This is a genomic window from Ruegeria sp. AM1 (assembly GCF_056540745.1).
Window position 1 is genome coordinate 1,071,381 of sequence record NZ_JBQFXH010000001.1, and the last position, 22,385, is coordinate 1,093,765.

22 protein-coding genes are annotated in these 22,385 nt (G+C 56.5%); 10 read left to right on the plus strand and 12 right to left on the minus strand.

Annotated features, from left to right (window positions below):
• Positions 1-18: 18 nt before the first annotated feature.
• Together ACR0I7_RS05380 and ACR0I7_RS05385 are read right to left on the minus strand one after the other, a co-directional pair.
• Complete coding sequence (locus ACR0I7_RS05380) at positions 19-1,020, minus strand: molybdopterin-binding protein (RefSeq protein WP_480509161.1); 1,002 nt, start codon at positions 1,018-1,020, stop codon at positions 19-21.
• Positions 1,017-1,985: an XdhC family protein gene (locus ACR0I7_RS05385; RefSeq protein ID WP_480509163.1), complete on the minus strand. Its 969-nt coding sequence runs from the start codon at positions 1,983-1,985 to the stop codon at positions 1,017-1,019. Before ACR0I7_RS05385 ends, ACR0I7_RS05380 begins: the two co-directional genes overlap by 4 nt.
• Positions 1,986-2,210: 225 nt before the next feature.
• Between ACR0I7_RS05385 and ACR0I7_RS05390 the strand changes: the two genes are divergently transcribed.
• Positions 2,211-2,711 carry a hypothetical protein gene (locus tag ACR0I7_RS05390; RefSeq protein ID WP_480509165.1) on the plus strand — a complete coding sequence of 167 codons (501 nt, stop codon included), beginning with the start codon at positions 2,211-2,213 and terminating at the stop codon, positions 2,709-2,711.
• A 3-nt stretch (positions 2,712-2,714) separates the two neighbouring features.
• Here ACR0I7_RS05390 and ACR0I7_RS05395 read toward each other — a convergent pair whose 3' ends face one another.
• Together ACR0I7_RS05395 and ACR0I7_RS05400 are read right to left on the minus strand one after the other, a co-directional pair.
• The gene (locus tag ACR0I7_RS05395; protein ID WP_480509167.1) at positions 2,715-3,971 is read right to left on the minus strand and encodes a vWA domain-containing protein; all 1,257 of its coding nucleotides are present in this window, start codon (positions 3,969-3,971) and stop codon (positions 2,715-2,717) included.
• Between the two features lie 45 nt (positions 3,972-4,016).
• Positions 4,017-4,925 carry an AAA family ATPase gene (locus ACR0I7_RS05400; RefSeq protein ID WP_480509169.1) on the minus strand — a complete coding sequence of 303 codons (909 nt, stop codon included), beginning with the start codon at positions 4,923-4,925 and terminating at the stop codon, positions 4,017-4,019.
• A gap of 176 nt (positions 4,926-5,101) precedes the next feature.
• On the opposite strand from ACR0I7_RS05400, the gene pyrC reads away from it, so the two are divergent.
• Entirely contained in the window at positions 5,102-6,139 is a 1,038-nt protein-coding gene (gene pyrC, locus ACR0I7_RS05405) for a dihydroorotase (protein WP_480509171.1), read from the plus strand.
• Here the strand turns inward: pyrC and ACR0I7_RS05410 are convergent.
• Positions 6,136-7,431, minus strand: coding sequence for an MmgE/PrpD family protein (locus ACR0I7_RS05410; protein WP_480509173.1), 1,296 nt, complete (start codon positions 7,429-7,431; stop codon positions 6,136-6,138). The two genes, pyrC and ACR0I7_RS05410, sit on opposite strands and share 4 nt — an antisense overlap.
• A 38-nt stretch (positions 7,432-7,469) precedes the next feature.
• Positions 7,470-7,916, minus strand: a complete 447-nt coding sequence (locus ACR0I7_RS05415; RefSeq protein ID WP_480509175.1) for a type II toxin-antitoxin system RatA family toxin — start codon at positions 7,914-7,916, stop codon at positions 7,470-7,472.
• A gap of 74 nt (positions 7,917-7,990) precedes the next feature.
• On the opposite strand from ACR0I7_RS05415, the gene hpt reads away from it, so the two are divergent.
• Positions 7,991-8,533 carry a hypoxanthine phosphoribosyltransferase gene (gene hpt / locus ACR0I7_RS05420; protein WP_480509177.1) on the plus strand — a complete coding sequence of 181 codons (543 nt, stop codon included), beginning with the start codon at positions 7,991-7,993 and terminating at the stop codon, positions 8,531-8,533.
• 18 nt (positions 8,534-8,551) lie between these two features.
• Positions 8,552-8,725: a hypothetical protein gene (locus ACR0I7_RS05425; protein WP_480509179.1), complete on the plus strand. Its 174-nt coding sequence runs from the start codon at positions 8,552-8,554 to the stop codon at positions 8,723-8,725.
• 2 nt (positions 8,726-8,727) lie between these two features.
• On the opposite strand, the gene ACR0I7_RS05430 is transcribed toward ACR0I7_RS05425, so the two are convergent.
• Both ACR0I7_RS05430 and lipA read right to left on the minus strand, forming a co-directional pair.
• A complete protein-coding gene (locus ACR0I7_RS05430; protein WP_480509181.1) occupies positions 8,728-9,870 on the minus strand; it encodes an amidohydrolase in 1,143 nt (380 codons plus the stop codon).
• Positions 9,867-10,817 (minus strand): lipoyl synthase, encoded by a 951-nt coding sequence (lipA, locus tag ACR0I7_RS05435; protein ID WP_480509183.1) that lies wholly within the window; start codon positions 10,815-10,817, stop codon positions 9,867-9,869. The genes ACR0I7_RS05430 and lipA overlap by 4 nt, the downstream gene beginning before the upstream one ends.
• 262 nt (positions 10,818-11,079) lie before the next feature.
• On the opposite strand from lipA, the gene ACR0I7_RS05440 reads away from it, so the two are divergent.
• Positions 11,080-11,628: a redoxin family protein gene (locus ACR0I7_RS05440; protein WP_480509185.1), complete on the plus strand. Its 549-nt coding sequence runs from the start codon at positions 11,080-11,082 to the stop codon at positions 11,626-11,628.
• Positions 11,629-11,735: 107 nt separating this feature from the next.
• On the opposite strand, the gene ACR0I7_RS05445 is transcribed toward ACR0I7_RS05440, so the two are convergent.
• Together ACR0I7_RS05445 and ACR0I7_RS05450 are read right to left on the minus strand one after the other, a co-directional pair.
• A complete protein-coding gene (locus ACR0I7_RS05445) occupies positions 11,736-12,686 on the minus strand; it encodes a hydrogen peroxide-inducible genes activator (protein ID WP_480509187.1) in 951 nt (316 codons plus the stop codon).
• A gap of 54 nt (positions 12,687-12,740) precedes the next feature.
• On the minus strand, positions 12,741-13,862 hold the full coding sequence (locus tag ACR0I7_RS05450; RefSeq protein WP_480509189.1) for a DUF6456 domain-containing protein: 1,122 nt from the start codon (positions 13,860-13,862) through the stop codon (positions 12,741-12,743).
• A 244-nt stretch (positions 13,863-14,106) separates the two neighbouring features.
• On the opposite strand from ACR0I7_RS05450, the gene ACR0I7_RS05455 reads away from it, so the two are divergent.
• On the plus strand, positions 14,107-14,406 hold the full coding sequence (locus ACR0I7_RS05455) for a DUF6477 family protein (protein WP_480509191.1): 300 nt from the start codon (positions 14,107-14,109) through the stop codon (positions 14,404-14,406).
• On the opposite strand, the gene ACR0I7_RS05460 is transcribed toward ACR0I7_RS05455, so the two are convergent.
• Positions 14,407-15,951, minus strand: a complete 1,545-nt coding sequence (locus tag ACR0I7_RS05460) for a trimethylamine methyltransferase family protein (protein ID WP_480509193.1) — start codon at positions 15,949-15,951, stop codon at positions 14,407-14,409.
• A 118-nt stretch (positions 15,952-16,069) separates the two neighbouring features.
• Positions 16,070-16,789: a hypothetical protein gene (locus ACR0I7_RS05465; RefSeq protein ID WP_480509195.1), complete on the minus strand. Its 720-nt coding sequence runs from the start codon at positions 16,787-16,789 to the stop codon at positions 16,070-16,072.
• Positions 16,790-16,903: 114 nt separating this feature from the next.
• Between ACR0I7_RS05465 and guaA the strand changes: the two genes are divergently transcribed.
• The 4 genes from guaA to ACR0I7_RS05485 all read left to right on the plus strand — a co-directional run bounded on the left by guaA (position 16,904) and on the right by ACR0I7_RS05485 (position 22,315).
• Positions 16,904-18,463 (plus strand): glutamine-hydrolyzing GMP synthase, encoded by a 1,560-nt coding sequence (gene guaA, locus ACR0I7_RS05470; RefSeq protein WP_480509197.1) that lies wholly within the window; start codon positions 16,904-16,906, stop codon positions 18,461-18,463.
• 484 nt (positions 18,464-18,947) lie between these two features.
• The gene (locus ACR0I7_RS05475) at positions 18,948-20,012 is read left to right on the plus strand and encodes an SGNH/GDSL hydrolase family protein (RefSeq protein WP_480509199.1); all 1,065 of its coding nucleotides are present in this window, start codon (positions 18,948-18,950) and stop codon (positions 20,010-20,012) included.
• 183 nt (positions 20,013-20,195) lie between these two features.
• Complete coding sequence (locus tag ACR0I7_RS05480) at positions 20,196-21,059, plus strand: DMT family transporter (protein ID WP_480509201.1); 864 nt, start codon at positions 20,196-20,198, stop codon at positions 21,057-21,059.
• Between the two features lie 122 nt (positions 21,060-21,181).
• Positions 21,182-22,315: an OmpP1/FadL family transporter gene (locus ACR0I7_RS05485; RefSeq protein WP_480509202.1), complete on the plus strand. Its 1,134-nt coding sequence runs from the start codon at positions 21,182-21,184 to the stop codon at positions 22,313-22,315.
• The last annotated feature ends 70 nt before the right edge of the window (positions 22,316-22,385 follow it).

Consider the following 22,385-nt stretch of genomic DNA (forward strand, 5'->3'; position numbering starts at 1 on the left):
GTCAAATCTGCCGCAGCGTCATTTTCGTTTGGCAGCGCGCGGCTGAGGCCGGGTCGGGATTTCCTTAAGCAATCCACCCACCCCCATGCCCGCAATGTCTTCGCTTGTCACAGCGATGCCGCAAGCAACGCGCGACAGAACCCAGTCTGCCCCATTCAAGGCAGGTGACCGGGCGCATCCCGGCAGACCGATGACCGGGCGATTTTCAAGCGCACCAATAAACAACAGATTACCGGGGTCGACCGGCATGCCAAACCGATCAACCGCGCCACCAACCGCACGTACCGCAGCTGGCGCAACGTCGTTGATATCCGAAGTTGCCGAGCCGGTGAGGATCAGAACAACATCGCCCTGCGATGCGGATATCGCCCCCGCCAGATCGGTTTCGTTATGGGCAACGACCTGCACATCGCACAGTGCCATCCCCAACGCTTCGACACGGGCGCGTATTGCCGCGATCCCTTTGTCATTTGCAGGACCACCTAGAATATCGGTCACGATCAGGCAGGCGGTGCGGAACACAGGCGTCACCAGTTGAATCGAATCTCGCGCCAGATTTGCCGCCTGAACCACATCCGCTTCGGACACCGCGTAAGAAATGACTTTGATCGTGGCCACCATCCCGCCCGTTCCCATCTGCTGGTGCTGAGGGACGGTTGCAACGGTAATCATCGGGTTGACCAGATTCAGCTGACGCAGCGCATCGACATCCAGAACGGCGACGCCCGGGCCGTCCGCAAGCAGGTTAACCCGGCCCGTAAAGGGATCGGTGACACGCAGATTTGCGCGCTGCGGGTCCGAGGACAGGGCCGCCGCCAGTTGCTGGGCGGCGTCATCTTCGTGACAATCACCGGGCTCCAGCCTTGCCACGATCACCTGAGCATGACCGGCCTGTTGCAGCAGGGCGATATGCTCGGAGGTCAGTTCTAGCCCCTTACGCAGCTTGCGATCATTAACCTTGACCGAATGCGCAAGGATCGCCCCCTGCGCCTGGGTGACCGGGACCGGGCCAAACTTCATGCCTTGCCCCGCAGCACCGCCGTCATCTGTGCGAGGATCGCAACGGCAATCTCTGACGGCCCGGCCGCGCCGATATCCAGACCCACGGGGCCATGAATGCGGTCAATCTGGTCCTGATCAAACCCGGTTAGCACCATACGCTCGACACGTTTGGCATGTGTGCGGGTCGACCCCAGCGCGCCGATATAGAACACATCGGCCTTCAGAGCCGCCTCAAGCGCCGGATCATCGAGCTTTGGATCGTGGGTCAGCAGCACAACTGCGGTGCGTGCATCCAGGCCCAGCTTTGCGATGGCCTCATCCGGCCAGTCAGTCAGCACAGTCTCACCGGGGAACCGCGTATCGGACGCAAAGGTTTCGCGCGGGTCAACAATGGCCGGATCATACCCGGCAATCCGCGCCATTGGCACCAACGCCTGCGCAATATGCACCGCCCCAACGACCACCAGCCGAAGCGGAGGGTTGTGAACCGCCACAAATGTCTTCCCGTCCGGCTCGAACCCGGACCGGTCCATGCGCAACCGTTCGGTATAGGCATTGCGGCGCAGGGCACGATGCCCGGTGTCGGTATTCACCTCATAGGCGATCGCCTCGCGCTGGGCGCGGGCCGCAACCAACTCGGCCAGCATCGGTTCGGGCAGCACGGACCCCACGGGTTCGACCAGCACCCGGATCGTGCCGCCGCAGGCCAAACCAACGGCAAAGGCGTCCTCATCACTGACCCCAAACTCAAGCAATCGCGCGTCGCCCTCATCGATGGCTTCCAACGCTTCGACAATCACAGCCCCTTCAACGCATCCCCCCGAAACCGAGCCTTCGATGCGCCCATCGCCGCTGATGACCAGCTGCGAACCTACCCGGCGCGGTGCGCTGCCCCAGGTTTCGACGACCGTCGCAAGCGCCGCACCGGTGCCCTTGCGGTGCCAGTCCAACGCCGTCTCGGGACTGTTGTCGAATCGCTGCATGAAAACCTCCGGGCTTGTCGAGCATCAACATAAGCAGGATTGACGCAATGAAAAGCGAACCCGGCACAAATGGCAGACAAAACAACCGGCTTTAGAGCGTCAAGCCAACATACCATTCAAATAGTCGAAGGATTGATTGTATCGACGTCAGGCAATAGCCTGTCGCTGCGCGCGGCATATTTCCGCAGCCGCATATCAGAAAAATTTCATCATGGAGACGGAGAGTTGAAACGTATTCTTGCACTGGGAACAGCAGTAGGACTTTTGGCGTCGACCGCCGTTTGGGCTGATACCTTCGAACGCTACGGCGAGGTCGAAGGATGGAAAGTCTTCATCGACAATGAAAAGAAATCCTGCCTGATCGAAGCGGTCGACGATGCCGAGAATGTCGTCCAGATGGGCCTGACCGAGGATCGCGGCGTGGGCTATGTCGGGGTCTTTACCAAGGCCAAGACCAATATCAAACGCGGTGAGAAAGAGGCCGTCGCCATCTTGCTGGGTGACAATATCTATGTGGGCGAAGCCACGGGGATGAAAGGCAATATCACCAAGGGCTATTCGGGCGGTTATGTTCTGTCGGATGACCCGCAATTCGCCGAAGATATTGCCAAGCAAAAGGTCATGGTCGTGTTCCCGGAAAAGGAATTTGCCTTCACCGTTGATCTGACCGGCACATACAAAGCCATGGAAATGGCGCGGGAGTGCAACCAGAAGCAGCTTGGGTAAATCTCAGGCGGAAAGCGCGGCCAGTAACCGCGCTTTCTCTCCCTGATCGTCGGGCTTTGAGATCACCGTCGCCAGATCTTCGAGCGAGGCGATCGAATGACCGGCACGAAAGCTGTCGACATGCGGCAGCATCGCCAGAACGCCCTGTGCTTTGGGCGCGAAGCCATCCCAACGCAGCAGCGGGTTGAGCCAGATCAGCCGACGCGACGACAGATGCAGACGCTCGATCTCTTTCCCCAACTGCTCAGGCGCGCCCCGTTCTAGACCATCGGTGATCAACAGAACAACGGCGCCCTGCCCCATCACCCGGCGCGACCAGTCCCGATTGAACTGGTGCAGGCAATCGCCGATGCGGGTGCCGCCCTCCCAATCCTGCGCCTCTGCCCCTGCGGCGGCGAGTGCCGCATCCACATCGCGCTGATGCAGATGGCGCGTGATATTGGTCAGGCGCGTTCCAAACGTGAAGGCGTGGACCTTGGCCCAGCCTGCACCTTTGGCATTCGACACCGTGTGCAGGAAATGCAGGATGATGCGGCTGTACTGGCTCATCGATCCGGAGATGTCACACAGGGCCACCAGATTGGGCCAGCGGGGTTTGGGCTGCATCCGGGCAATCTGATGTATCTCTCCGCCCTGTCGCATTGCAGCACGCAAGGTTCTTGCTCGGTCAATGCGATGACCCAGATGGCTGAACTGTGTGCGCCGCGAGTTGATGGGCTCGACCGGCAGCTGCAATCGCGCAAGAACGCGTTTGGCCTGCGCCATTTCCGACGTGCTCATCTGCTCAAAATCAAGATTGCGCAGGCGCTCTTCGCCAGAGGCCGTTTGCGTGGCGTCAATCTCAATCTCGCTTTCGCCGTCCTGTTCGGCAACGTCCGGCACATCGCGTTCGATACCGTCCAACAGCGCCTCCGCGGCGCGTTTTTCACCTGCATCCGCCTGCCGTTCTTCCTGCACGCCGCGAATGGCGGGCAGCATCATGGCCATCATATGTTCCAGATACCGGGGATCGCGCCAATACAGCCGAAAGACCTGAGCAAATACCGTGCGATGTTCCGGCCTGCTGACAAAGCACGCATGCAGCGTCCAGTAGAAATCCCTCCTTTGGGTAAACCCCGCAGCCTCAACCGCCCGGATCGCATCGACAACGCGCCCCGTACCAATCGGCAACCCCGCCTTTCGCAACGCCCGCGCAAAATGCGTGATGTTCTGCGAAAGCTTCGGCTGATCAGGGATATCCAGCGGCAGTTGTTCAGCCATCAGAGCCCGTCTGCTGGTCGCCCTTGTCTGTACGGAGATGCCTTATCATACAGGCTCCAGCGATGCTTTGGCTTCGTCCAATATGCGCTTTGCATCAGACCCCTGCAGTTTCTGAATGTCGTCCTGATATTTGAGGATCGCGCCCAGCGTGTCGCCGATAACCTCGGGGCTGAGATTTATGACATCAAGCGCCAGCAGGCATTTCGCCCAGTCGATGGTTTCAGCAACGCCGGGTTTCTTGAACAGGTCCTCAGTGCGCAGCCGCTGTACAAACGCCACAACCTCGCGGCTCAGCGCCTGGGCGGCCTCGGGTGCGCGGGCCTGCAGGATTTCGATTTCGCGTTCAAAATCCGGGTAGTCGACCCAATGATAGAGGCAACGCCGCTTGAGGGCATCATGCACCTCACGGGTGCGGTTCGACGTCACGATAACCACGGGCGGCTCTGGCGCCTCGACAGTGCCAAGCTCGGGTATGGTGACCTGAAAATCGCTGAGCGCCTCCAGCAGAAACGCCTCAAAAGGTTCATCGGTCCGGTCCAGCTCGTCAATCAGCAGAACCGGTGCGCCGTTTTCATCGGGGCGCATGGCCTGCAACAGCGGTCGTTCGATCAGAAACTCATCCGAGAACAGCTCGGCCTGCAGCGCAGCACGGTTGGCCCCACCCGATGCTTCTGCGGTGCGGATCGCCACCATCTGCGCTGGAAAGTTCCACTCATAGACCGCGGACGAGGCGTCCAGCCCCTCATAACATTGCAGTCGAATCAAACGTCGGTTCAGGCTCGCGGCCAGTGCCTTGGCAATCTCGGTTTTGCCAACGCCAGCCTCGCCCTCCAAAAACAATGGCCGCCCGAGTTTCAGCGATAGGAACACCACAGTAGCTAGCGCGCGCCCGCAAACATAGCCTTGCGCGCCCAGCATATTTTGCACCCCATCAATGGAATTTGCCTGCGTCATATCCTTCCCTCTTCCCTGCGCCCAACAGGTCATGACAGCCCCAGCCCGTCAAGACCACGTTCCGGTCAGAGCTACGGCAGATCAGGCGAATGGCAAGTTTTTCGATGCCCTCCGACGCTATCGCAGCGGTTCCAGTATGCCTTTTACACCCGCCGCCGCTGTGCTAGCCGGGGGCCATGACCGAGAGCCTTACAATCCGCCGCCCCGACGACTGGCACCTGCATCTGCGCGATGGCGCCATGCTGCAGGCTGTCTTGCCTGAAACCGCCCGCCATTTTGGTCGCGCCATCATCATGCCAAACCTTGTGCCGCCCGTTGTGCGCGGCGATCAAGCCGCAGCTTATCGCGATCGGATCATGGCCGCCCTGCCCGAAGGCATGGAATTCGAGCCGCTGATGACCCTGTATCTGACCGAAGATACCGATGCAGATGATGTTGCCGCCGCTCATGCCAGCGGACTGGTGAAAGCCGTCAAGCTCTATCCGGCAGGGGCAACAACCAACTCGGCCTCAGGCGTGCGCGATTTTGATAGTGTACGACCGGTACTGGAGAAGATGGGCGAAATTGGCCTGCCACTGTGTGTTCATGGCGAAGTCACCAATGCCGAGGTCGATATTTTCGACCGTGAAGCCGTGTTCATCGACCGCGTTCTCGACCCGATCCGCAAGTCGACCCCCGGCCTGCGGGTGGTGATGGAACACATCACCACCTCAAACGGCGTCGATTATGTCAAAGCCAATGACAGCGATCTGGGCGCGACGATCACCGCCCACCACCTGATCATAAACCGCAACCACATTCTAGTTGGGGGCATTAAACCGCACTACTACTGCCTGCCCGTGGCCAAACGCGAAGAACACAGACTGGCCCTGCTCGCGGCGGCAACCTCGGGTGATGCACGGTTCTTTCTTGGCACGGACAGCGCACCCCATACCGACGCCAATAAGGAAATGGCCTGTGGCTGCGCCGGATGCTTTACTGCAACCAACACCATGTCTCTGGTGACTGAAATGTTCGACCGTGAAAACGCGCTGGACGAACTGGAAGGTTTCACCTCTCTCAATGGTCCTGCCTTTTACCGGATGCCTGTGAACGAGATGACGATCACGCTAACCAAGGGTGACCCGGTGGCCTATCCCTCAAAGATCGACAGTGATGAGGGCCCGGTCACAGTGTTTGACCCCGGCTTCCCGCTGCATTGGCGCGTGGTCTAGGCGCTCAACCTTTCTGACAGCTCAACTGCGCGCCCACCGGTGCGCAGCATGGACCAGATCGTATCGGCCTGATCCGCCCCGATCAGTTTTCCTGCTTTTTCACGTACCCGGTCTTCACGGTCCGCAAGTGACATGGGTGCCAACAGATCGTAACTCGCCTCACGCCGCGCACCGTTCCGGCGCAGCAGCGTCAGATGGGCCTGTGTTTCAGACAGGCTGTCATCCGCCTCAACGGTGATACGGTCACACAGAGACCGCAACCGCGCGTCGGCAAACAGTTTTTCCGAATAGCTCTCGGGCAACGCGGTGTCATATCCCATCGCTGACATCGCGATAACCGCGCGATAGGAAAACTTGGCCTCCAGCCCGGTTTTGGGGGACTGCTGATTGCAGACGCTCATCCACCGTGGATGCGTTTTTATCTTGATTTCAGCAACTTCGGGCTCGGCGATGTCCAGTTGCCGCGCAGCTTCAAGTGCGGCGTGCAGGCCATGGCAGCAGGCGTGAAACTTGTGGCTGACGGCCTCAAACAGCCACTCGTTGCCCAGACCGTCCAGGGCCGCCGCCGCGTCATTGACACCCTGATGCGTAGCGCCAAACCCATACGGACCCAGCAGCGCATCCTCAGCCGGTTCAAATCCGCGCTGCACCAACAGCGCAACCTCAATCCCGGTCGAAGAGGCTAGGCCCGCGTTATATGGCTTACCCATGGTCCCAAACTGCGCCTTCAAGCCAGAAGCGCGCGTGGCCGTCAGCCCAAGAACGCGGCGCATCTGTTCGGCGTTGAACCCCATCAACCGCCCGGCGGCTGCGGCTGCGCCAAAGGCACCGGCGGTTGCAGTCTGGTGGAACCCGGCCTGATAATGCGCGCGCCCCAGCCATAGGCCCATACGGATAGACAGCTCCATCCCCACCAGTGCAGCCTCTAACACATCGACGATGGGCCTGTCGTCCCAGGCGGCCAGCGCCAACACAGCAGGCAGCACCGCCACCGAGGGGTGGCCAATATGCGCGAAATGGGTGTCATCATAATCCAGCGCATGGGAAATCGCCCCATTCGCCAGCGCCGCAGCCCGCAACGGTGCTGCACCGCCGCCAAATATCTGCGCCTGCTGCGCCCCGTTCTCGGCCAGCACCATCTCTCTGATGATCCGCGACACCGGCTCATCCGCACCGGCCCGCCCGACGGCAAGCCAGTCTAACACGGACAGAGAGGTGACAAGGCGCACCTGCGCAGTTGTCGAAACAGGCCCTGCGGCAAACGAGGCAAGTGCAGTCGTCAGATCGGTCATGAGGCGCAGTCTAGCGCGCGCACCCGCCGGGTAAAGCCTTAGCCGTACAAGTCTGCTGCGCGTTGTTCAAAGGCCCGCACGATCCGGTTCATGGCCTCGTTGAAGACCACACCGATGATGCCCTGCAACACGGCATTCTTGAACTCAAAATCCACGTGAAAGGACACGTTGCAGCCCCCGTCCGGGGCTTCCTCGAAATGCCAGTCGGACTTCATATATTTGAATGGCCCGTCAAGGTATTCGGTATCGATCTTCTTGTGGTCGGCAAACAGGGTCACGCGGCTGCCGAAGCGTTCGCGAAACACTTTGAACGAGATGACCAGATCGGCCTCCAGAACCTCTGCCGCGCCTTGGATGAATGTGCGCCTGATCCGCGCCGCAGAACACCATGGCAGAAACTCGGGGTACTTGGCCACGTCTGCTACCAGATCATACATCTGTTGCGCAGTGTATTTCAGATGACGTGTTTCTGAGTGAATTGGCATGACGGTTCGGGCATTTAAAGGTGACAATGGCGCGTCATGTCGTATGTTGCGCGCCAAAGATCAAGGGGGCAGCAATGAGCCAACGCGCATATGTGATTGATGAGATGATCTCGGCCAAGGCAATTGCGGCCCGAATAGAAGAGTTGTGCCGTGAGATCACGCGCGAATTCGGCGACACAGACAAGCTTGTGGTTGTCGGCCTTCTGCGCGGCAGTTTCGTCTTTATTGCCGATCTCGTGCGCGAGTTGGATTTACCCATCGAAGTCGATTTTCTTGAGGCCTCATCTTACGGCGACTCGATGGAAAGCAGCAGAGAAGTGCGCATTCTCAAAGACTTGCGCGGCGCAATTGAAGGGCGCGATGTGTTAGTCGTCGAAGATATCGTTGACACCGGCCACACGCTGAACCACGTCACCAAACTGCTGCAAAGCCGCAAACCCAGGCGGCTGAAATCCATCGCTTTGCTGGACAAGCCCAGTCGGCGCGAGGTGAATTTCCGGTCAGATTGGATCGGCTTCGAAATTCCTGATGAATTTGTCGTGGGATATGGCATCGACTACGCGCAGCGCAACCGGAACCTGCCCTTCATTGGCAAGGTCAGGTTTGTCGAAGAATAAGGAAATATCGGAGGTCACATGAACCTGCGTCACCTTTTGCGCATGTCAAAATGGGCCAGAAACCCACCGTCGGAACGTCGTGTGGTGCTGGTGTTTGGCGTCATCGCAGCCTGCCTGATCCTTGCTGGGATCGAGTATCTTGGCTGGTGGCCCGACTGGGCGACGATCACGCCGATGAAGTTCAAACCCTAGGATCAGCTCAATACGCGCTTGATCGCACCCAGAAAAATGCCGGTTCCAATGGGGATCAAAGCATCGAGAAAGTCATAGTCGGGATTGTGCAGTTGCGGATGATCCTGCCCGGCCCCCAGCCAGAACATCGCTGATTTCGCGCCTTTGCCGAACTGTCCGAAATCCTCGGAGAACCTCTGTGGTTCCGAGGTCAGCCTGCAGGGGACGTTGGCAGCCAGACAGGTCTGCGATAGAATTCCCGTCGCCTCGGGATCATTTACGCAGGCCTCGAAGATATCGTCGTAAGAAATGTCAAAGCTCAACCCTTCAGTCTCAGCCACGGTTTGGACCAAGTCTTCCGCATCGCGGATCAGGTCGGACATGCGTGTGTCCGAAACGGTTCGAAGCGTCACCCACAGCTCTGCCTGTCCGGGTGCGATGCCAAAGGTCGGCTCGCCCAACCGCGCATGGGTGAGTGTGGTCAGCGCATAATCGTCATCCAGCTTGCCGCCCTGCCCAAGGGCTGCGAGGCGGGGCATAAGCTCCGAAAGCGCCGCAGCAGGTGACAGGCCATCCTGAGGCGCCGCGGCGTGCGATGTTTTGCCCGTCAGCGCCACACGCATCCCGCGCGATGCACAATTGGCCGGGCCCGCGCATATTTCGACCTTGCCGAATTCCAACCCCGGCAGATTGTGCAGCGAAAAGACATAGTCCGGCGATATCTCGGCGAATTTCTGGTCCGCGCGATAGGCGCGCGCGCCCTGCCCGGTTTCTTCCGCCGGCTGAAAGATTAACACTACCCGTCCGTTTTGAGGGCGATCCCGGCCAAGCGTTTCGGCGACCCCAAGCGCCATCGCCATATGCCCGTCATGGCCACACAGATGCCCTTTGCCCGGTATGCGCGACACATGGTCGGCATCCGAGATTTCGTGTATCGGCAGCCCGTCCAACTCGCATCGAATGCCAACTGTCGGCCCGGGCTGGCCACCGTCAAAGATCGCCGCAACACCATGCCCCCCGATATCGGTCAAAAGCTGGTCGGGGTGGTACTGGCCCAGCACTTCAGCGATGCGCGCAGCGGTCTGCTGCTCTTCGCCCGAGATCTCGGGAAACTGATGCAATTCGCGGCGCAGTGCGGTCAGCGACGCCAGCGTATCGGGAGTCACGCTTCGGCCAGCTTTTTCTGACGCGCATCGCGCAGGCGGGCAAAGTCATCGCCCGCATGATAAGACGAACGCGTCAGCGGCGTGGCCGACACCATCAGGAAGCCCTTGCCATAGGCAGCTTTTTCGTAAGAAGCGAATTCCTCGGGCGTGACAAAACGGTCGACGCCGTGGTGCTTGGGTGTTGGCTGCAGATACTGTCCGATGGTCAGGAAATCGATCTCCGCTGCGCGCATGTCGTCCATCACCTGGCGCACCTGCTGCTCATCTTCGCCCAGCCCGACCATAATGCCTGATTTGGTGAAAATCGACGGGTCCATTTCTTTGACCCGCTGCAACAGACGAAGAGAGTGGAAATAGCGCGCGCCGGGGCGTACCTCGGGGTAAAGTCCGGGAACTGTTTCAAGATTGTGGTTGAAGACATCCGGCTTGGCTTCAACAACGATCTGCAAAACCGACGGATCGCATTTCAGGAAATCCGGCGTCAGAATCTCAATCGTGGTCTTGGGCGAACGGTGCCGCACAGCACGAATGGTCTGCGCGAAATGCTCTGCCCCGCCATCACCCAAATCATCCCGGTCGACCGATGTAATCACAACATGGTTCAGACCCAGCTTTTCAACCGCATGGGCCACGCGGCCCGGCTCAAACGCATCCAGCTCGTCCGGGCGGCCCGTCGCGATGTTGCAGAAGGTACAACCGCGCGTACAAATCTCGCCCATGATCATCATCGTGGCGTGCCCCTGGCTCCAGCACTCGCCCACATTCGGACATCCGGCTTCTTCGCAGACGGTCACCAGATTGTTCTCGCGCATTATCTTGTGAGTGTCGGCGTAGCCCTTGCCACCTGGTGCTTTGACACGAATCCACTTTGGTTTCTTCGGCTGCGCATTGTCCGGTCGATGTGCTTTTTCTGGGTGTCTTTGTTCGGGAATTTTCAGATCACGCACGACAGGGGTTCCTGAGCTTTGGTCAATTTAGCTTACCTATAACATAGTTTCATTGCCCCGACACCACCACCCCCGCATAGCTGCATTGCATATCCATTGTGCAAATGCGGCAATAGGCGCATAGACTTAGCCTCTTATCATTTTATTACAGCATGTTCTGACGATACTCGCTATTTTGCGCATGCGGCATATCTATCATTGAAGCAAATTTAGAATCCTTTTAAATCGGTCTTAAACATTCGTGAATCACAGGAGTTTAAATATGAAAACAGGCGCAAAACTGCCCGATGTCACTTTTCACACCCGTGTCCGTGACGAGTCAATCGAAGGCTCCAACCCGTTCCGCTGGGAAGACAAAACAACCGCCGACTACTTTGCGGGTAAACGGGTTGTCCTGTTTTCACTGCCCGGCGCTTTTACCCCGACCTGCTCGACCTATCAGCTGCCGGGATTTGAAAACGGCCATGCCAAATTCAAGGCGATGGGGATTGATGAGATCTACTGCATGTCCGTCAATGATAGCTTTGTCATGAACAAATGGGCGCAGGATCAGGAACTGACCAACGTCAAAGTCATCCCGGATGGCTCCGGCGAATTCACCCGCAAGATGGGCATGCTGGTCGAAAAGGACAATCTGGGCTTTGGCATGCGGTCTTGGCGCTATGCGGCAATCGTCAAAGACGGTGTTGTCGAAGCGTGGTTCGAAGAGCCCGGTCTGATGGACAACTGCCCCGAAGACCCCTATGGCGTTTCGTCCCCCGAGAACCTGAAGAAATATCTGGATGAGGCCAAAGAGCCCGCTCTGGCCTGATCACGCGTCACGTAAACGTTTCGCTACCTCTTTGGCGTGCTCGGGTTCAATCTGCCACGGGCACGCCGTTTCTTGTTTGACGGAAACTTCAACGGCTTCACCTCACCTCAACGATGACGGACATCACTAGTCAGTTCATCCCGTGTGGCCCCCACGATATCATCCCCCACCTGACGAATGACGTCTGCAAGCTCGTCAAACCAGCGCTCTGCGCCAGAAGATGCCCGGCGCACCAGACCGATGGTGCGCGCCGGTTGATCCCCCTCGAAACGCAGCAGTTTCAGGTTGGGTACAGCGTGAGCTTCGGCTCTTGCTGCCAGCTCGGGCATTAGCGTCAAACCGAACCCTTCAGCCACCAGCCGGGACAGCGTGGCAAGCGATGAGGCCCCCATGTTGATTTGCGCGCTGGTCCGATCCTGACCACACACTTCGAGCGCTTGATCCGTCAGGCAGTGGCCATCTTCGAGCAACATCAATTGCGCAGAGCCGATATCGGCGGGACGCAGCGCATCGGGGCTGAGGGATAAGCGGTTGAGATAAGCCGCGTTCCCGGCCAGAAAAAACCGATCTTCGAATAAGGGCGTTTCCTGCAATTCGACGCCTGACACCGGCAAGGCAAGAATCGCCGCGTCAATTTCGCCCTGCCGCAGCATGTTCAGCAGCCGCTCGGTCCGGGCTTCGCGAATCTGTATCTTGAGCGAAACATCCCCTGCGCGCAGCCCCGCAAGCACACCCGGCAATAGGTAAGGTGCCACCGTCGGAATGACGCCAATTGAAAGGGATCTGTGTCCTCGTGAGTGATCCCGGGCGAACCGATCCAGACCGTCAGCCGCCCTGAGAATCGTCCCAGCGCGTTCAAGCACATCCCGCCCCAAAGGCGTCAGCAGGATGTCGCGGGCCTTTCGTTCGAACAGAGGCCCGCCCAGTATTTGCTCAAGCGCCTTGATCTGGACGGACAATGCGGGCTGCGACACATGACAAACCTGCGCGGCCCGACCGAAATTGCGCTGTTCGGCAACGGCGCGGAAGTATTCAAGCTGTCTCAGGGTGAAATTCATAACCCCTGATTATCACTTCCCGATAAATCCGCAATCTGCGCAAATGGCAAACGGTCACCCGATCATGCGATCCCGCTCGACCTGCTCTTCATAGTGCCTTTTCAAACGCTGCAAAGCGATGCGCAGCACGATCTTCCCTGACCGTGCAGACCATCCCATGCGCTTTTCAGCCAGTTCCAGCCCCTCAAGATAACAGCAGCAGCGCAACGCCACATCACTAAGACCGGGGCCAAGGTCGGCAAGCGCGCGCACCACCCGGTCCCGCGCACCCGATGACCCCCGACCAGTATAGGCATCTGCCGCAAATGCCGCCCGACCACCCCCGGTCAGAAACTGATCCCAGTTCTGAGTGACATGCGGACCGATCTGGGCAAGCTCGAAATCCTCTCGCAGGCGTTCCCCTGCGCTGACAAGCGCTTCGTCCAGAAAGGGTTTGCCATCCCGATCGCGCCGCCGGGACAACGCAATCAAAGGGCTTTCTGCGGTGCTGTACCGAATGCGACGAGGGCGCACGCCGTTCCCCTTCGCGCCCTCACTCTGGTCGTGCTTGGCCGAAAACGGGGCCTGAGCTTCAGCAAATCCACCCTCGTTTCGGCTGCGGGCGCGGTTTTCGGTCTCGGCAATCAGGCGGTTCAGGGCGGAACGTCCGGACGTCGAGATACGATAGCGGGAAATGCGGCCAGGATTGTCGCAGGAGATCCAATCCATCAACGCAAGAGCCTGTGCAATCGCACAATTGACGACCGCCGTTCTGGTCGTGCCTGCATCGCCGTTGTCCCGAACGACCACAGCGTTGTCCATATCCTCGGCAACGGCCAGAACGGCGCCGGTTTCACTCAGACGCCTCAGGATTCTTAGCGATTCCTGATCGAATTCCTCATTCCGGTCGCTGGCAAGGGTATCCTGCTGACCATGCCCCCAGATCGCCGGGTCGTTTTCAGGCCGCTGCTCTGTCTGGCCAAAATGGGTTTCAGCCAGAGATTGCAGCGCTGCATCAACAAGGGGGTCGTCCCTGCGCATTTCGATGCGCCTGATTTGTCTGAGAATGGTCGACGCATGGCACCCCGCCGACCGCGCCAGATCGCGGATCGATCTACCGGCCTCTGTATGGGCCAGGTACCGCTGCGCCCCTTGAGGAACCCATGCCGGAACGGTGAAAGCCAAGCTGTTTTCCATTTTTTTTCGCCCTCATCGACAAAGAACCAACTGTTAAATTTCGCCGCTAGAATTTGCGTTAACCAAATCTAACTAGAGTCGCTTTCGTTACTTGTTCGTTAACCACAAACGGTGAGCACCAGATTTGATTCAAAAAGATAAACAGTCGTGAAACCATCGTTCGGCATGAATAATGACAAGGCAACACCCGTCATAGTTGTGTGACAAAAGACGCATCGAAAGCAGCAAAAAAGGGATCGCTCTGATGTTCGACCTCACGACCATGATCAACACGCTCCACCGTCCTCGCCTTTTGACCAGAACTGCTAAGATCGGGGCGCAGGACTATGATCGCGAACGACATCTGCAACGTATTCTGGGATATGGATCATTACCGAAATCAAGTGCCGCACTGATCCGGCTGCTCGAAATGGAACGTGAGGTGAATGCGCTCAGACAGGACGAGGATGCCGCCTATTCGTTGGTAAAACATCTGGATTTGCTTATCGCAGTGATCGGTGAGGCGCAGCTGTATCAGGCCAGCCGCGCCGCACATTTTCAATGATCAGGTAAAGGCGTCGGGCATCGACGCTTTCTTTTCGGCCACATACCCGTTCAGCGCAGCCGCAACATCGGGATCAAGTTGCGGTTGCTGATAATTGGCGAGCAGATGCTCGACCCGCGCGGCTGCCAATGTCTGCGTATCGCGCGCGCCCTCTTCTGACCAGGTCTCGAACGGTTTGTAGTCCAGCAGATCGCTTTTCCAGAACGCCTCTTTAAAATTCGCCTGCGTGTGCGCGCAGCCAAGATAGTGACCGCCGGGGCCAACTTCGCGGATTGCGTCCATGGCCTGGGCGTTCTCGTCATATGCGACGCCTTTTGCCAGACCGTGCAGCGCGCCCAACTGGTCCGCATCCATGACGAATTTCTCAAAATCAGCCACCAGACCACCTTCGAGCCAACCGCAGGCATGCAGCATAAAGTTCACGCCCGCCATAAGCCCCATATTCAGCGAGTTCGCAGTCTCATAGGCCGCCTGAGCATCGGGCAATTTCGAGCCGCAAAACGATCCCGCGGAACGGTATGGCAGGTTCAGACGCCGCGCCAGTTGGCCCGCGCCATAGGTGATGTGCGCGGCCTCAGGTGTACCAAAGGTCGGCGCGCCCGAATTCATATCGATCGAGGTCACAAATGCGCCGAAGATCGCAGGCGCACCGGGGCGGATGATCTGGCTATAGGCAACACCGGCCAGAACCTCGGCCAGAACCTGTGTCAATGTGCCAGCAACGGAAACCGGCGCCATCGCACCGCCCACAATGAACGGAGAGATAATACAGGCCTGATTGTTCCGCGCATAAACCTCAAGCGAGCCCATCATCACATCGTCAAAGGTCATCGGCGAGTTGATGTTGGTCAGCGAGGTCATCACCGTGTTGTTCTGCACGAACTCTTTGCCGAACAGAATTTCGCACATCTCAACCGAATCCTGCGCCCGGCTGGGGTCAGTGACCGAGCCCATGAACGGCTTGTCCGACAGCGTCATATGCGCCATCAGCATGTCCAGGTGACGCTTGTTCACCGGGATATCGGTGGGTTCGCACACGGTCCCGCCCGAGTGATGCAGCCACTTGGACATATAGGCCAATTTCACGAACTTGTTGAAATCGCCCATGGTGGCATAGCGACGACCGCCCTGCGCATCGCGCACAAAGGGCGGCCCGTAAACCGGGGCCAGCACCAGATTGCGTCCGCCGATTTCCACCGACTTCTCGGGGTTGCGCGCGTGTTGGGTGAACTGGCTGGGGGCCGTCTTGATCAGTTCACGGGCCAAACCGCGCGGGATGCGTACCCGTTCGCCGTCGATATCGGCCCCCACGTCGCGCCAACGTTCCAGCGCCGCCGGGTTGTCGACAAAGTTAACGCCGATCTCTTCCAGAACGGTTTCAGCATTGGCTTCGATGATCTCCAACGCTTCGTCGTTGAGGATCTCGAAATTCGGAATGTTGCGTTCGATGTATTTCGCCGTTTCGATACGTACGGCGGTGCGCTCGGCCCGGCGGGCGGCGCCGCCGCCACCGCGCGATCTGCGTCGGGTGTTTGCCTCTGCCATGAGATAATCCCGTTTGGATGGTTAGATTTGCACGTTTGTTACATGAACCTTCTGAATGACCAGATGTGGATTGCGGCGCTATCGGGGGAAAAGCGACACCCTGCCCGCGCCACGACGCTCATTTCGGGCCTCCACACTCTTTGGTTTTCTTGGGCGTCACGACATCTGCGTGACGTTTGATGAAAATCTCCATGCGCGGTTTTGCATGGCGCTTGCACACCGGAGCCATCCATTTGTCATAGTCGGTGCGCCCATCCAGAGACCGCATCGCCACAGCAAGCGTCGCGTTTGCGCCGCACTCCATTGCGACGCACCGTTTGCGACTGCTGCCGCTGACATTGCGATAATGTTGAAAATAGCTTGGGCATCCGCATTTGGGCTTGCCCGACAGCGGTATAACCTTCATCCGAAAGTAATTCTGCCGGTTCAGCCGGTAGGTTGCCGTTTTGCATTCATCCCGTGCCTTGTCGTCAATGCCCCAACGTTCTTTTAGGATAAAAAATGCGGCCTTGAACTTAGGATTATTATGCTTTTCGCACATCGGCACGATGAATGACTGACCATACGGTTTGGGAACAAAGTACCCCTTCTTGTCCTTCTTGGTTTTGTCGATTTTTACAAACCGGACATGCGCGCCGTGTTTGCCAGAGGAAGAACACCCCATGTAAGAACAGCTGGGATCACGATCCTCGTTTCCGGTATATATCTTCCAATGGTTCAGCCACGAACCACATCCACACTTCGGTCGCTTGGAAGACCCCGCATGGTTTTGCACAGGATGCCGATCCTTGAAAACCTTCTGCGTGCCCCCTAGGCCATATCCCGTCAGTTCCGCCATAATCAGGTACCAATAAGCTCATTAAACACTCTGTTCAGTCTAACAAAAAACCAGAAGTTTTGCATCTTTGGCAAAACCCTTGCGCTGGTGTCGCGAGCGTCTTAAAGCCACCGCATGACCCAAGACACCCATGACCGCCTTCTGATCATCGACTTCGGCAGCCAGGTAACGCAGCTTATCGCCCGCCGCCTGCGCGAACTGAACGTCTATTGCGAAATCCATCCCTACCAGAATGTCACAATGGACGTTGTGCGCGAGATGGCACCCAAAGCGGTGATTTTTTCAGGCGGGCCAGATAGTGTCACGCGCGACGGATCCCCGCGCGCACCGCAAGAGATTTTTGACTATGGCGTTCCGATTCTGGGCATCTGCTATGGTCAGCAGGTGATGATGCATCAATTGGGCGGCAAGGTTGAAAGCGGTCAGGGAACCGCCGAATTTGGCCGCGCTTTTGTGACACCAAAGGGTCAGTTGGATATTCTGAACGACTGGTTCACCGACGGTGATGAGCAGGTCTGGATGAGCCACGGCGATCATGTCAGCGAAATTGCCCCGGGGTTTGAGGTTTTCGGGACCTCCCCGAATGCGCCCTATGCCATTACCGCCGATACAAACCGCAATTTCTATGCGGTGCAGTTCCACCCCGAGGTCCATCACACGCCCAAAGGCGCAAAGCTTTACGAAAACTTCGTCAAGCGGGCGGGTTTTGCAGGCGACTGGACCATGGGCGCCTATCGCGAGCAGATGATCAACAAAATCCGCGAACAGGTTGGCGACAAAAAGGTCATCTGTGGTCTGTCCGGGGGCGTCGACAGCTCGGTCGCGGCTATTCTCATTCACGAGGCGATCGGCGATCAGCTGACCTGTGTGTTTGTAGATCATGGCCTGTTGCGCAAGAACGAAGCGCAAGAAGTCGTCTCAATGTTCCGCGACAACTATAATATTCAGCTCATCCATGCAGATGAGAGCGAGTTGTTTCTTGGTGAGCTCGACGGACAAAGCGACCCCGAGACCAAACGCAAAATCATCGGAAAACTGTTCATCGATGTGTTCCAAAAGCATGCGGACACCATTGATGGAGCCGAGTTCTTGGCGCAAGGCACGCTCTATCCGGACGTGATCGAATCCGTGTCCTTCTCGGGCGGGCCGTCGGTTACGATCAAATCGCACCACAATGTCGGTGGATTGCCCGAGAAAATGGGGCTGAAACTGGTTGAGCCACTCCGGGAGCTTTTCAAGGATGAAGTCCGCGCATTGGGTCGCGAGCTTGGTCTGCCCCAAAGCTTCATTGGTCGCCATCCCTTTCCCGGGCCGGGCCTTGCGATCCGCTGCCCCGGCGAAATCACTCGCGAGAAGCTCGAAATCCTGCGCGAAGCCGACGCCATCTATATCGATCAGATTCGCAAACACGGCCTTTATGATGACATCTGGCAGGCTTTTGTCGCGATTCTGCCCGTTCGCACCGTTGGTGTGATGGGGGATGGGCGCACCTATGACTATGCCTGCGCCCTGCGTGCCGTTACGTCAGTCGACGGTATGACGGCGGATTATTATCCGTTCAGTCACGAATTCCTTGGTGAAACCGCAACGCGGATCATCAACGAGGTCAAGGGCATCAACCGCTGCACCTACGACATCACATCCAAACCACCGGGAACCATCGAGTGGGAATAGCTCTTCCTCAAAGTTAGCGACTTTTTGTGATAGTGTGCCGATACGAGCTAGGCTCAGGAGCTATTGACCCTACACCATTGGCGCACGAACGGAGTTAAAGCTTGGGTTCTAAAGGCGCGGGAATTGACGAGGTCAAACCCGCGCTCTCAAGGCTGACGCTTTGCAATTGCTCGCGCCCGTAGGGTCGACTTGATTTGACCGCTGAGCGTCATTTCAGTCTCTTGAAACAGGCACCCTATTCCTGCGGGCTGCGCCTTATCAGCAGCGATAGGAGTAGTTGGTGCGGCCCTGAATTCACGACGCTAAAACGCTGATTTAAATAGCATTATATTTTTTCTTGCCAAGCATATTTCCGTCTGTGCTATGGTTTAACAGGGGGTTCCGGCCATTTTGTTCAAACTGACTATTCGTTTGAATTGTTAGGTTTGGTGTATTTTCAGATACTAAACCGAGCGATCCGTTACGGTAACTAGTAGGTGTTGGTATGAGTTGGGTTAGATATTTTCTACGGATTATTCTTTTTTCGCTTTATCTAATCGTCGCAACGGTCGCCCTGCTTGAACTTACTTTCAGAATTCTGCCAACCGCGAATGCATTCTATCTGCAATCGCCTATCACCCCAGATGATATTATTCGCTTTGAGCCTAATAAAGAAACCACCTACTCTCTCGGGTGGAATTTTTATCAAAAAAGCAAAAAACACACTAACAACTATGGGTTCGTTTCAGACCATGACTACATCGAACAAGGACAGCCTGACATCGCCGTGATAGGAGACTCCTATGTCGAAGCGATGCAGGTCGACGATAGCGAAGCCATAGCAAAGCAAATCGAGGTCTTACTTCCCGGAGAAAATATCTATTCTCTGGCGGTTTCTGGCGCACCTCTTTCACAATATGTAAAGTTCATGGAGTATGCCAAGATAGAATTCAATCCCAAAGAATACGTTATCGTAATTGTCGGAAACGATTTTGATGAGTCCTTGTGCAGGCAAAGAAAAAAACCGGGAACATGGTGTTATCAGGATGATATGACCCTTCGATTTATTCCCTTTGAAGGGTATTCATTTGCCCGAAAATTGGCCCGAAAATCTGCGTTCGTACGCTATGCCGTATTCAATCTAAAGGTCAATTGGAGGCATATCGCTGCGAAGATAGGTATCGCCGATGATGGATTGAAACCTAAGCAGCAATTTGCCGGAAATACGGAAAGAAAAAAGGACCAGGAAATCGAGTTTCTATCATACGAGGTCGTTGATAGTTTTCTTTCCGCTATTACACAAACAAGTGACCCCAAGACTATCACGCTTGTACTCGACGCTGATCGGCAAGATGTATATCAAGGTACTTCCTCAGAGAGCTATTTTGACTCCATGAAAGAGTATCTCAAAGAAGAAGGTGACAAATTGGGCCTGACTGTCGTCGACTTGGACAGTGTCTTCAGACAGGACTATGCGCAGCATCAGAAGAGATTCGAGTTTCCAACCGATGGTCACTGGAATGAAAGAGGTCATCGGCTGGCAGCAGAGGCTTTCTTGTCGTCGCGTTAGGCGTTTAATTTGCCTGCATTGTTGCCGCTCGCGCCAGCGGGCTTAAACAAACTTAGTTCTTTTTAAAACGCAGTACTTGTCAGTTCGTATGCTGTACGACTACGAAAACTGAGGACGATACATATTGTCTAGGATAACGGGTTGAGCAGCCAAAACAGCAACATCAGACAAGCAGCCATCTGGATGACGGGCGCAATCGCGTCATTCTCATTGATGGCAGTCGCTGGGCGTGAGCTCAGCCTTTCGCATGACACGTTTGAAATCATGATGTACCGCAGTCTGGTTGGGGTTGTTGTTGTCTCTGTCGTTTTGAGCTTCACCAAAAACTGGCATCAGGTCTCAACTCATCGGTTCGGCCTGCACGCCGTCCGAAACACGCTGCACTTCACGGGACAGAACCTGTGGTTCTACGCCGTCGGCGTTATCCCGCTGGCACAGGTTTTTGCGCTGGAGTTCACGCAACCCATCTGGGTGATCCTGCTATCTCCGCTGCTGCTGAAAGAACGATTGACCGCCGTAAAGATGCTGTCAGCCTTGATCGGCTTTGCAGGCATTCTTCTTGTTGCACGTCCAGGCGCAACGGCACTCAGCCCCGGTGTGCTCGCTGCGGCTACATCAGCGGTTTTCTTTGCGTTAACAACGATTTCTACAAAAGCGTTGACGCGCCACGCCAGTATCGGATGCATCGTCTTCTGGCTCACGGTGATGCAAGCCTTTCTCGGGTTGGCGGCCGCAGGATTTGACGGTCAAATCGCACTACCCACGTTGGAAACGGCCCCCTTTCTTATCCTTGTGGGTCTGGCCGGATTGCTGGCCCATTTCTGCATCACGAACGCCTTGGCCGTCGCTCCTGCAACAATTGTTGTTCCATTTGACTTTGCCCGCCTGCCGACCATCGCCATTGTCGGAATGATTTTGTATCATGAACCTCTCGACCAGTGGACACTACTTGGTGCGGCAGTGATATTCTCAGGTATTTTCCTGAATGTCTGGTCAGAAAACCGTATCAATTCGGCAACACAAGAACAGAAGACGCAAGGAAATTAACGCTTGGTCACTGGTTGACGTAATTTAAATGACTGCGCGAGTATCAGAAATCTACACAAATAGCGGTCTATGTCTGCTTTTCGACGCAGCCGGGGCTAAGGTACAGGATAAGGGAGGACAATATGAAGAAAGCGCTGTTACAAGCGTGCGCACTCTGTGCAGGGGCGACGGCTGTGCAGGCCGGTGGCTTGGACCGAAGCGGTCAGGGTATTAATATCTTGTTTGAAGAAGGCAACGTGGTTCAATTCAGGCTTGGTTATACCTCGCCAAGCGTGAGCGGCACGATGCCTAGCCTCACCACGGGGCAGCCTGTGGATTCGGGCAATGTTTCGAACAATTTCTTTACCCCTCACCTTGCCTACAAGCACTCTTTTACAGATCAACTGGACTTTGCGCTGATCTATGATCAACCATTTGGTGCAGACATAGCTTATGCAGCGAACTATCCCCTGTCCTTTAATACCGGGGGTGGTACCGACGTATTGAGGGCGAAAGCTGACACCGATGCAATCACAGCCCTGCTCCGTTACAAATTTGATGGCGGTTTTAGCGCGATCGGCGGTCTACGCGTTCAGCGCGTTTCGGCCAACGTATCTGTACCAATTGTAGGCAGCTACGAGGTAGACACCGATAGCCCAACCGACCTCGGATATGTTATTGGTGTTGCATGGGAAAAACCTGAAATTGCTGCACGTGTTGCACTTACATACAACTCAAAGATCACCCACGAGTTTTCGCAGGTTGAAACTGTGACGTCGACTTCGGGACGCACTTCTACTACGACGACAACGGAGATTGAAACACCCCAGTCGGTCAATCTGGATTTCCAAACCGGCGTCGCCCCGAAAACGTTGCTGTTCGGTTCTGTGCGCTGGGTAGACTGGCCACAACTGGCCTACTCTCCACCCGTTTATAGCGGGGCAACAGGCGGTCTTGATCTGGTTGACTATGAAAACGCAACCTTCACCTACTCACTGGGTCTTGGCTATCAATTCTCAGACGAATTCTCGGGAGCTGTAACCTTAGGATACGAGACTTCCGAAGGGGATGTGGTCTCGAACCTTGGTCCGACAGATGGGTTTTGGAGTATCGGCTTAGGCGGAACCTATTCTCTTGAAAAGGCTAAGATTTCAGGTGGTGTCCGCTATACTGATATTGGGGACGCCACCGCAGACGGAGCAAGAGGTCAGCGTGCTACCTTCACGGGCAACAGCGCTTGGAGTGTTGGTGTACAGCTCACCTATGCTTTGAACTAACTAGAGCCAAACGTAGCGTAAATGTGAACCCCGCCCATTCGGCGGGGTTTTTTCACAAGATACGGGTCGC

Bases quoted from the DNA above. Each gene is read 5' to 3' on its own strand.
- ACR0I7_RS05380 (WP_480509161.1), bottom strand. From the start codon at position 1,020: ATGAAGTTTGGCCCGGTCCCGGTCACCCAGGCGCAGGGGGCGATCCTT.
- ACR0I7_RS05385 (WP_480509163.1), bottom strand. From the start codon at position 1,985: ATGCAGCGATTCGACAACAGTCCCGAGACGGCGTTGGACTGGCACCGC.
- ACR0I7_RS05395 (WP_480509167.1), bottom strand. From the start codon at position 3,971: ATGGCTGAACAACTGCCGCTGGATATCCCTGATCAGCCGAAGCTTTCG.
- ACR0I7_RS05400 (WP_480509169.1), bottom strand. From the start codon at position 4,925: ATGACGCAGGCAAATTCCATTGATGGGGTGCAAAATATGCTGGGCGCG.
- pyrC (WP_480509171.1), top strand. From the start codon at position 5,102: ATGACCGAGAGCCTTACAATCCGCCGCCCCGACGACTGGCACCTGCAT.
- ACR0I7_RS05410 (WP_480509173.1), bottom strand. From the start codon at position 7,431: ATGACCGATCTGACGACTGCACTTGCCTCGTTTGCCGCAGGGCCTGTT.
- ACR0I7_RS05415 (WP_480509175.1), bottom strand. From the start codon at position 7,916: ATGCCAATTCACTCAGAAACACGTCATCTGAAATACACTGCGCAACAG.
- hpt (WP_480509177.1), top strand. From the start codon at position 7,991: ATGAGCCAACGCGCATATGTGATTGATGAGATGATCTCGGCCAAGGCA.
- ACR0I7_RS05425 (WP_480509179.1), top strand. From the start codon at position 8,552: ATGAACCTGCGTCACCTTTTGCGCATGTCAAAATGGGCCAGAAACCCA.
- ACR0I7_RS05440 (WP_480509185.1), top strand. From the start codon at position 11,080: ATGAAAACAGGCGCAAAACTGCCCGATGTCACTTTTCACACCCGTGTC.
- ACR0I7_RS05445 (WP_480509187.1), bottom strand. From the start codon at position 12,686: ATGAATTTCACCCTGAGACAGCTTGAATACTTCCGCGCCGTTGCCGAA.
- ACR0I7_RS05450 (WP_480509189.1), bottom strand. From the start codon at position 13,862: ATGGAAAACAGCTTGGCTTTCACCGTTCCGGCATGGGTTCCTCAAGGG.
- ACR0I7_RS05455 (WP_480509191.1), top strand. From the start codon at position 14,107: ATGTTCGACCTCACGACCATGATCAACACGCTCCACCGTCCTCGCCTT.
- ACR0I7_RS05460 (WP_480509193.1), bottom strand. From the start codon at position 15,951: ATGGCAGAGGCAAACACCCGACGCAGATCGCGCGGTGGCGGCGGCGCC.
- ACR0I7_RS05465 (WP_480509195.1), bottom strand. From the start codon at position 16,789: ATGGCGGAACTGACGGGATATGGCCTAGGGGGCACGCAGAAGGTTTTC.
- guaA (WP_480509197.1), top strand. From the start codon at position 16,904: ATGACCCAAGACACCCATGACCGCCTTCTGATCATCGACTTCGGCAGC.
- ACR0I7_RS05475 (WP_480509199.1), top strand. From the start codon at position 18,948: ATGAGTTGGGTTAGATATTTTCTACGGATTATTCTTTTTTCGCTTTAT.
- ACR0I7_RS05480 (WP_480509201.1), top strand. From the start codon at position 20,196: ATGACGGGCGCAATCGCGTCATTCTCATTGATGGCAGTCGCTGGGCGT.
- ACR0I7_RS05485 (WP_480509202.1), top strand. From the start codon at position 21,182: ATGAAGAAAGCGCTGTTACAAGCGTGCGCACTCTGTGCAGGGGCGACG.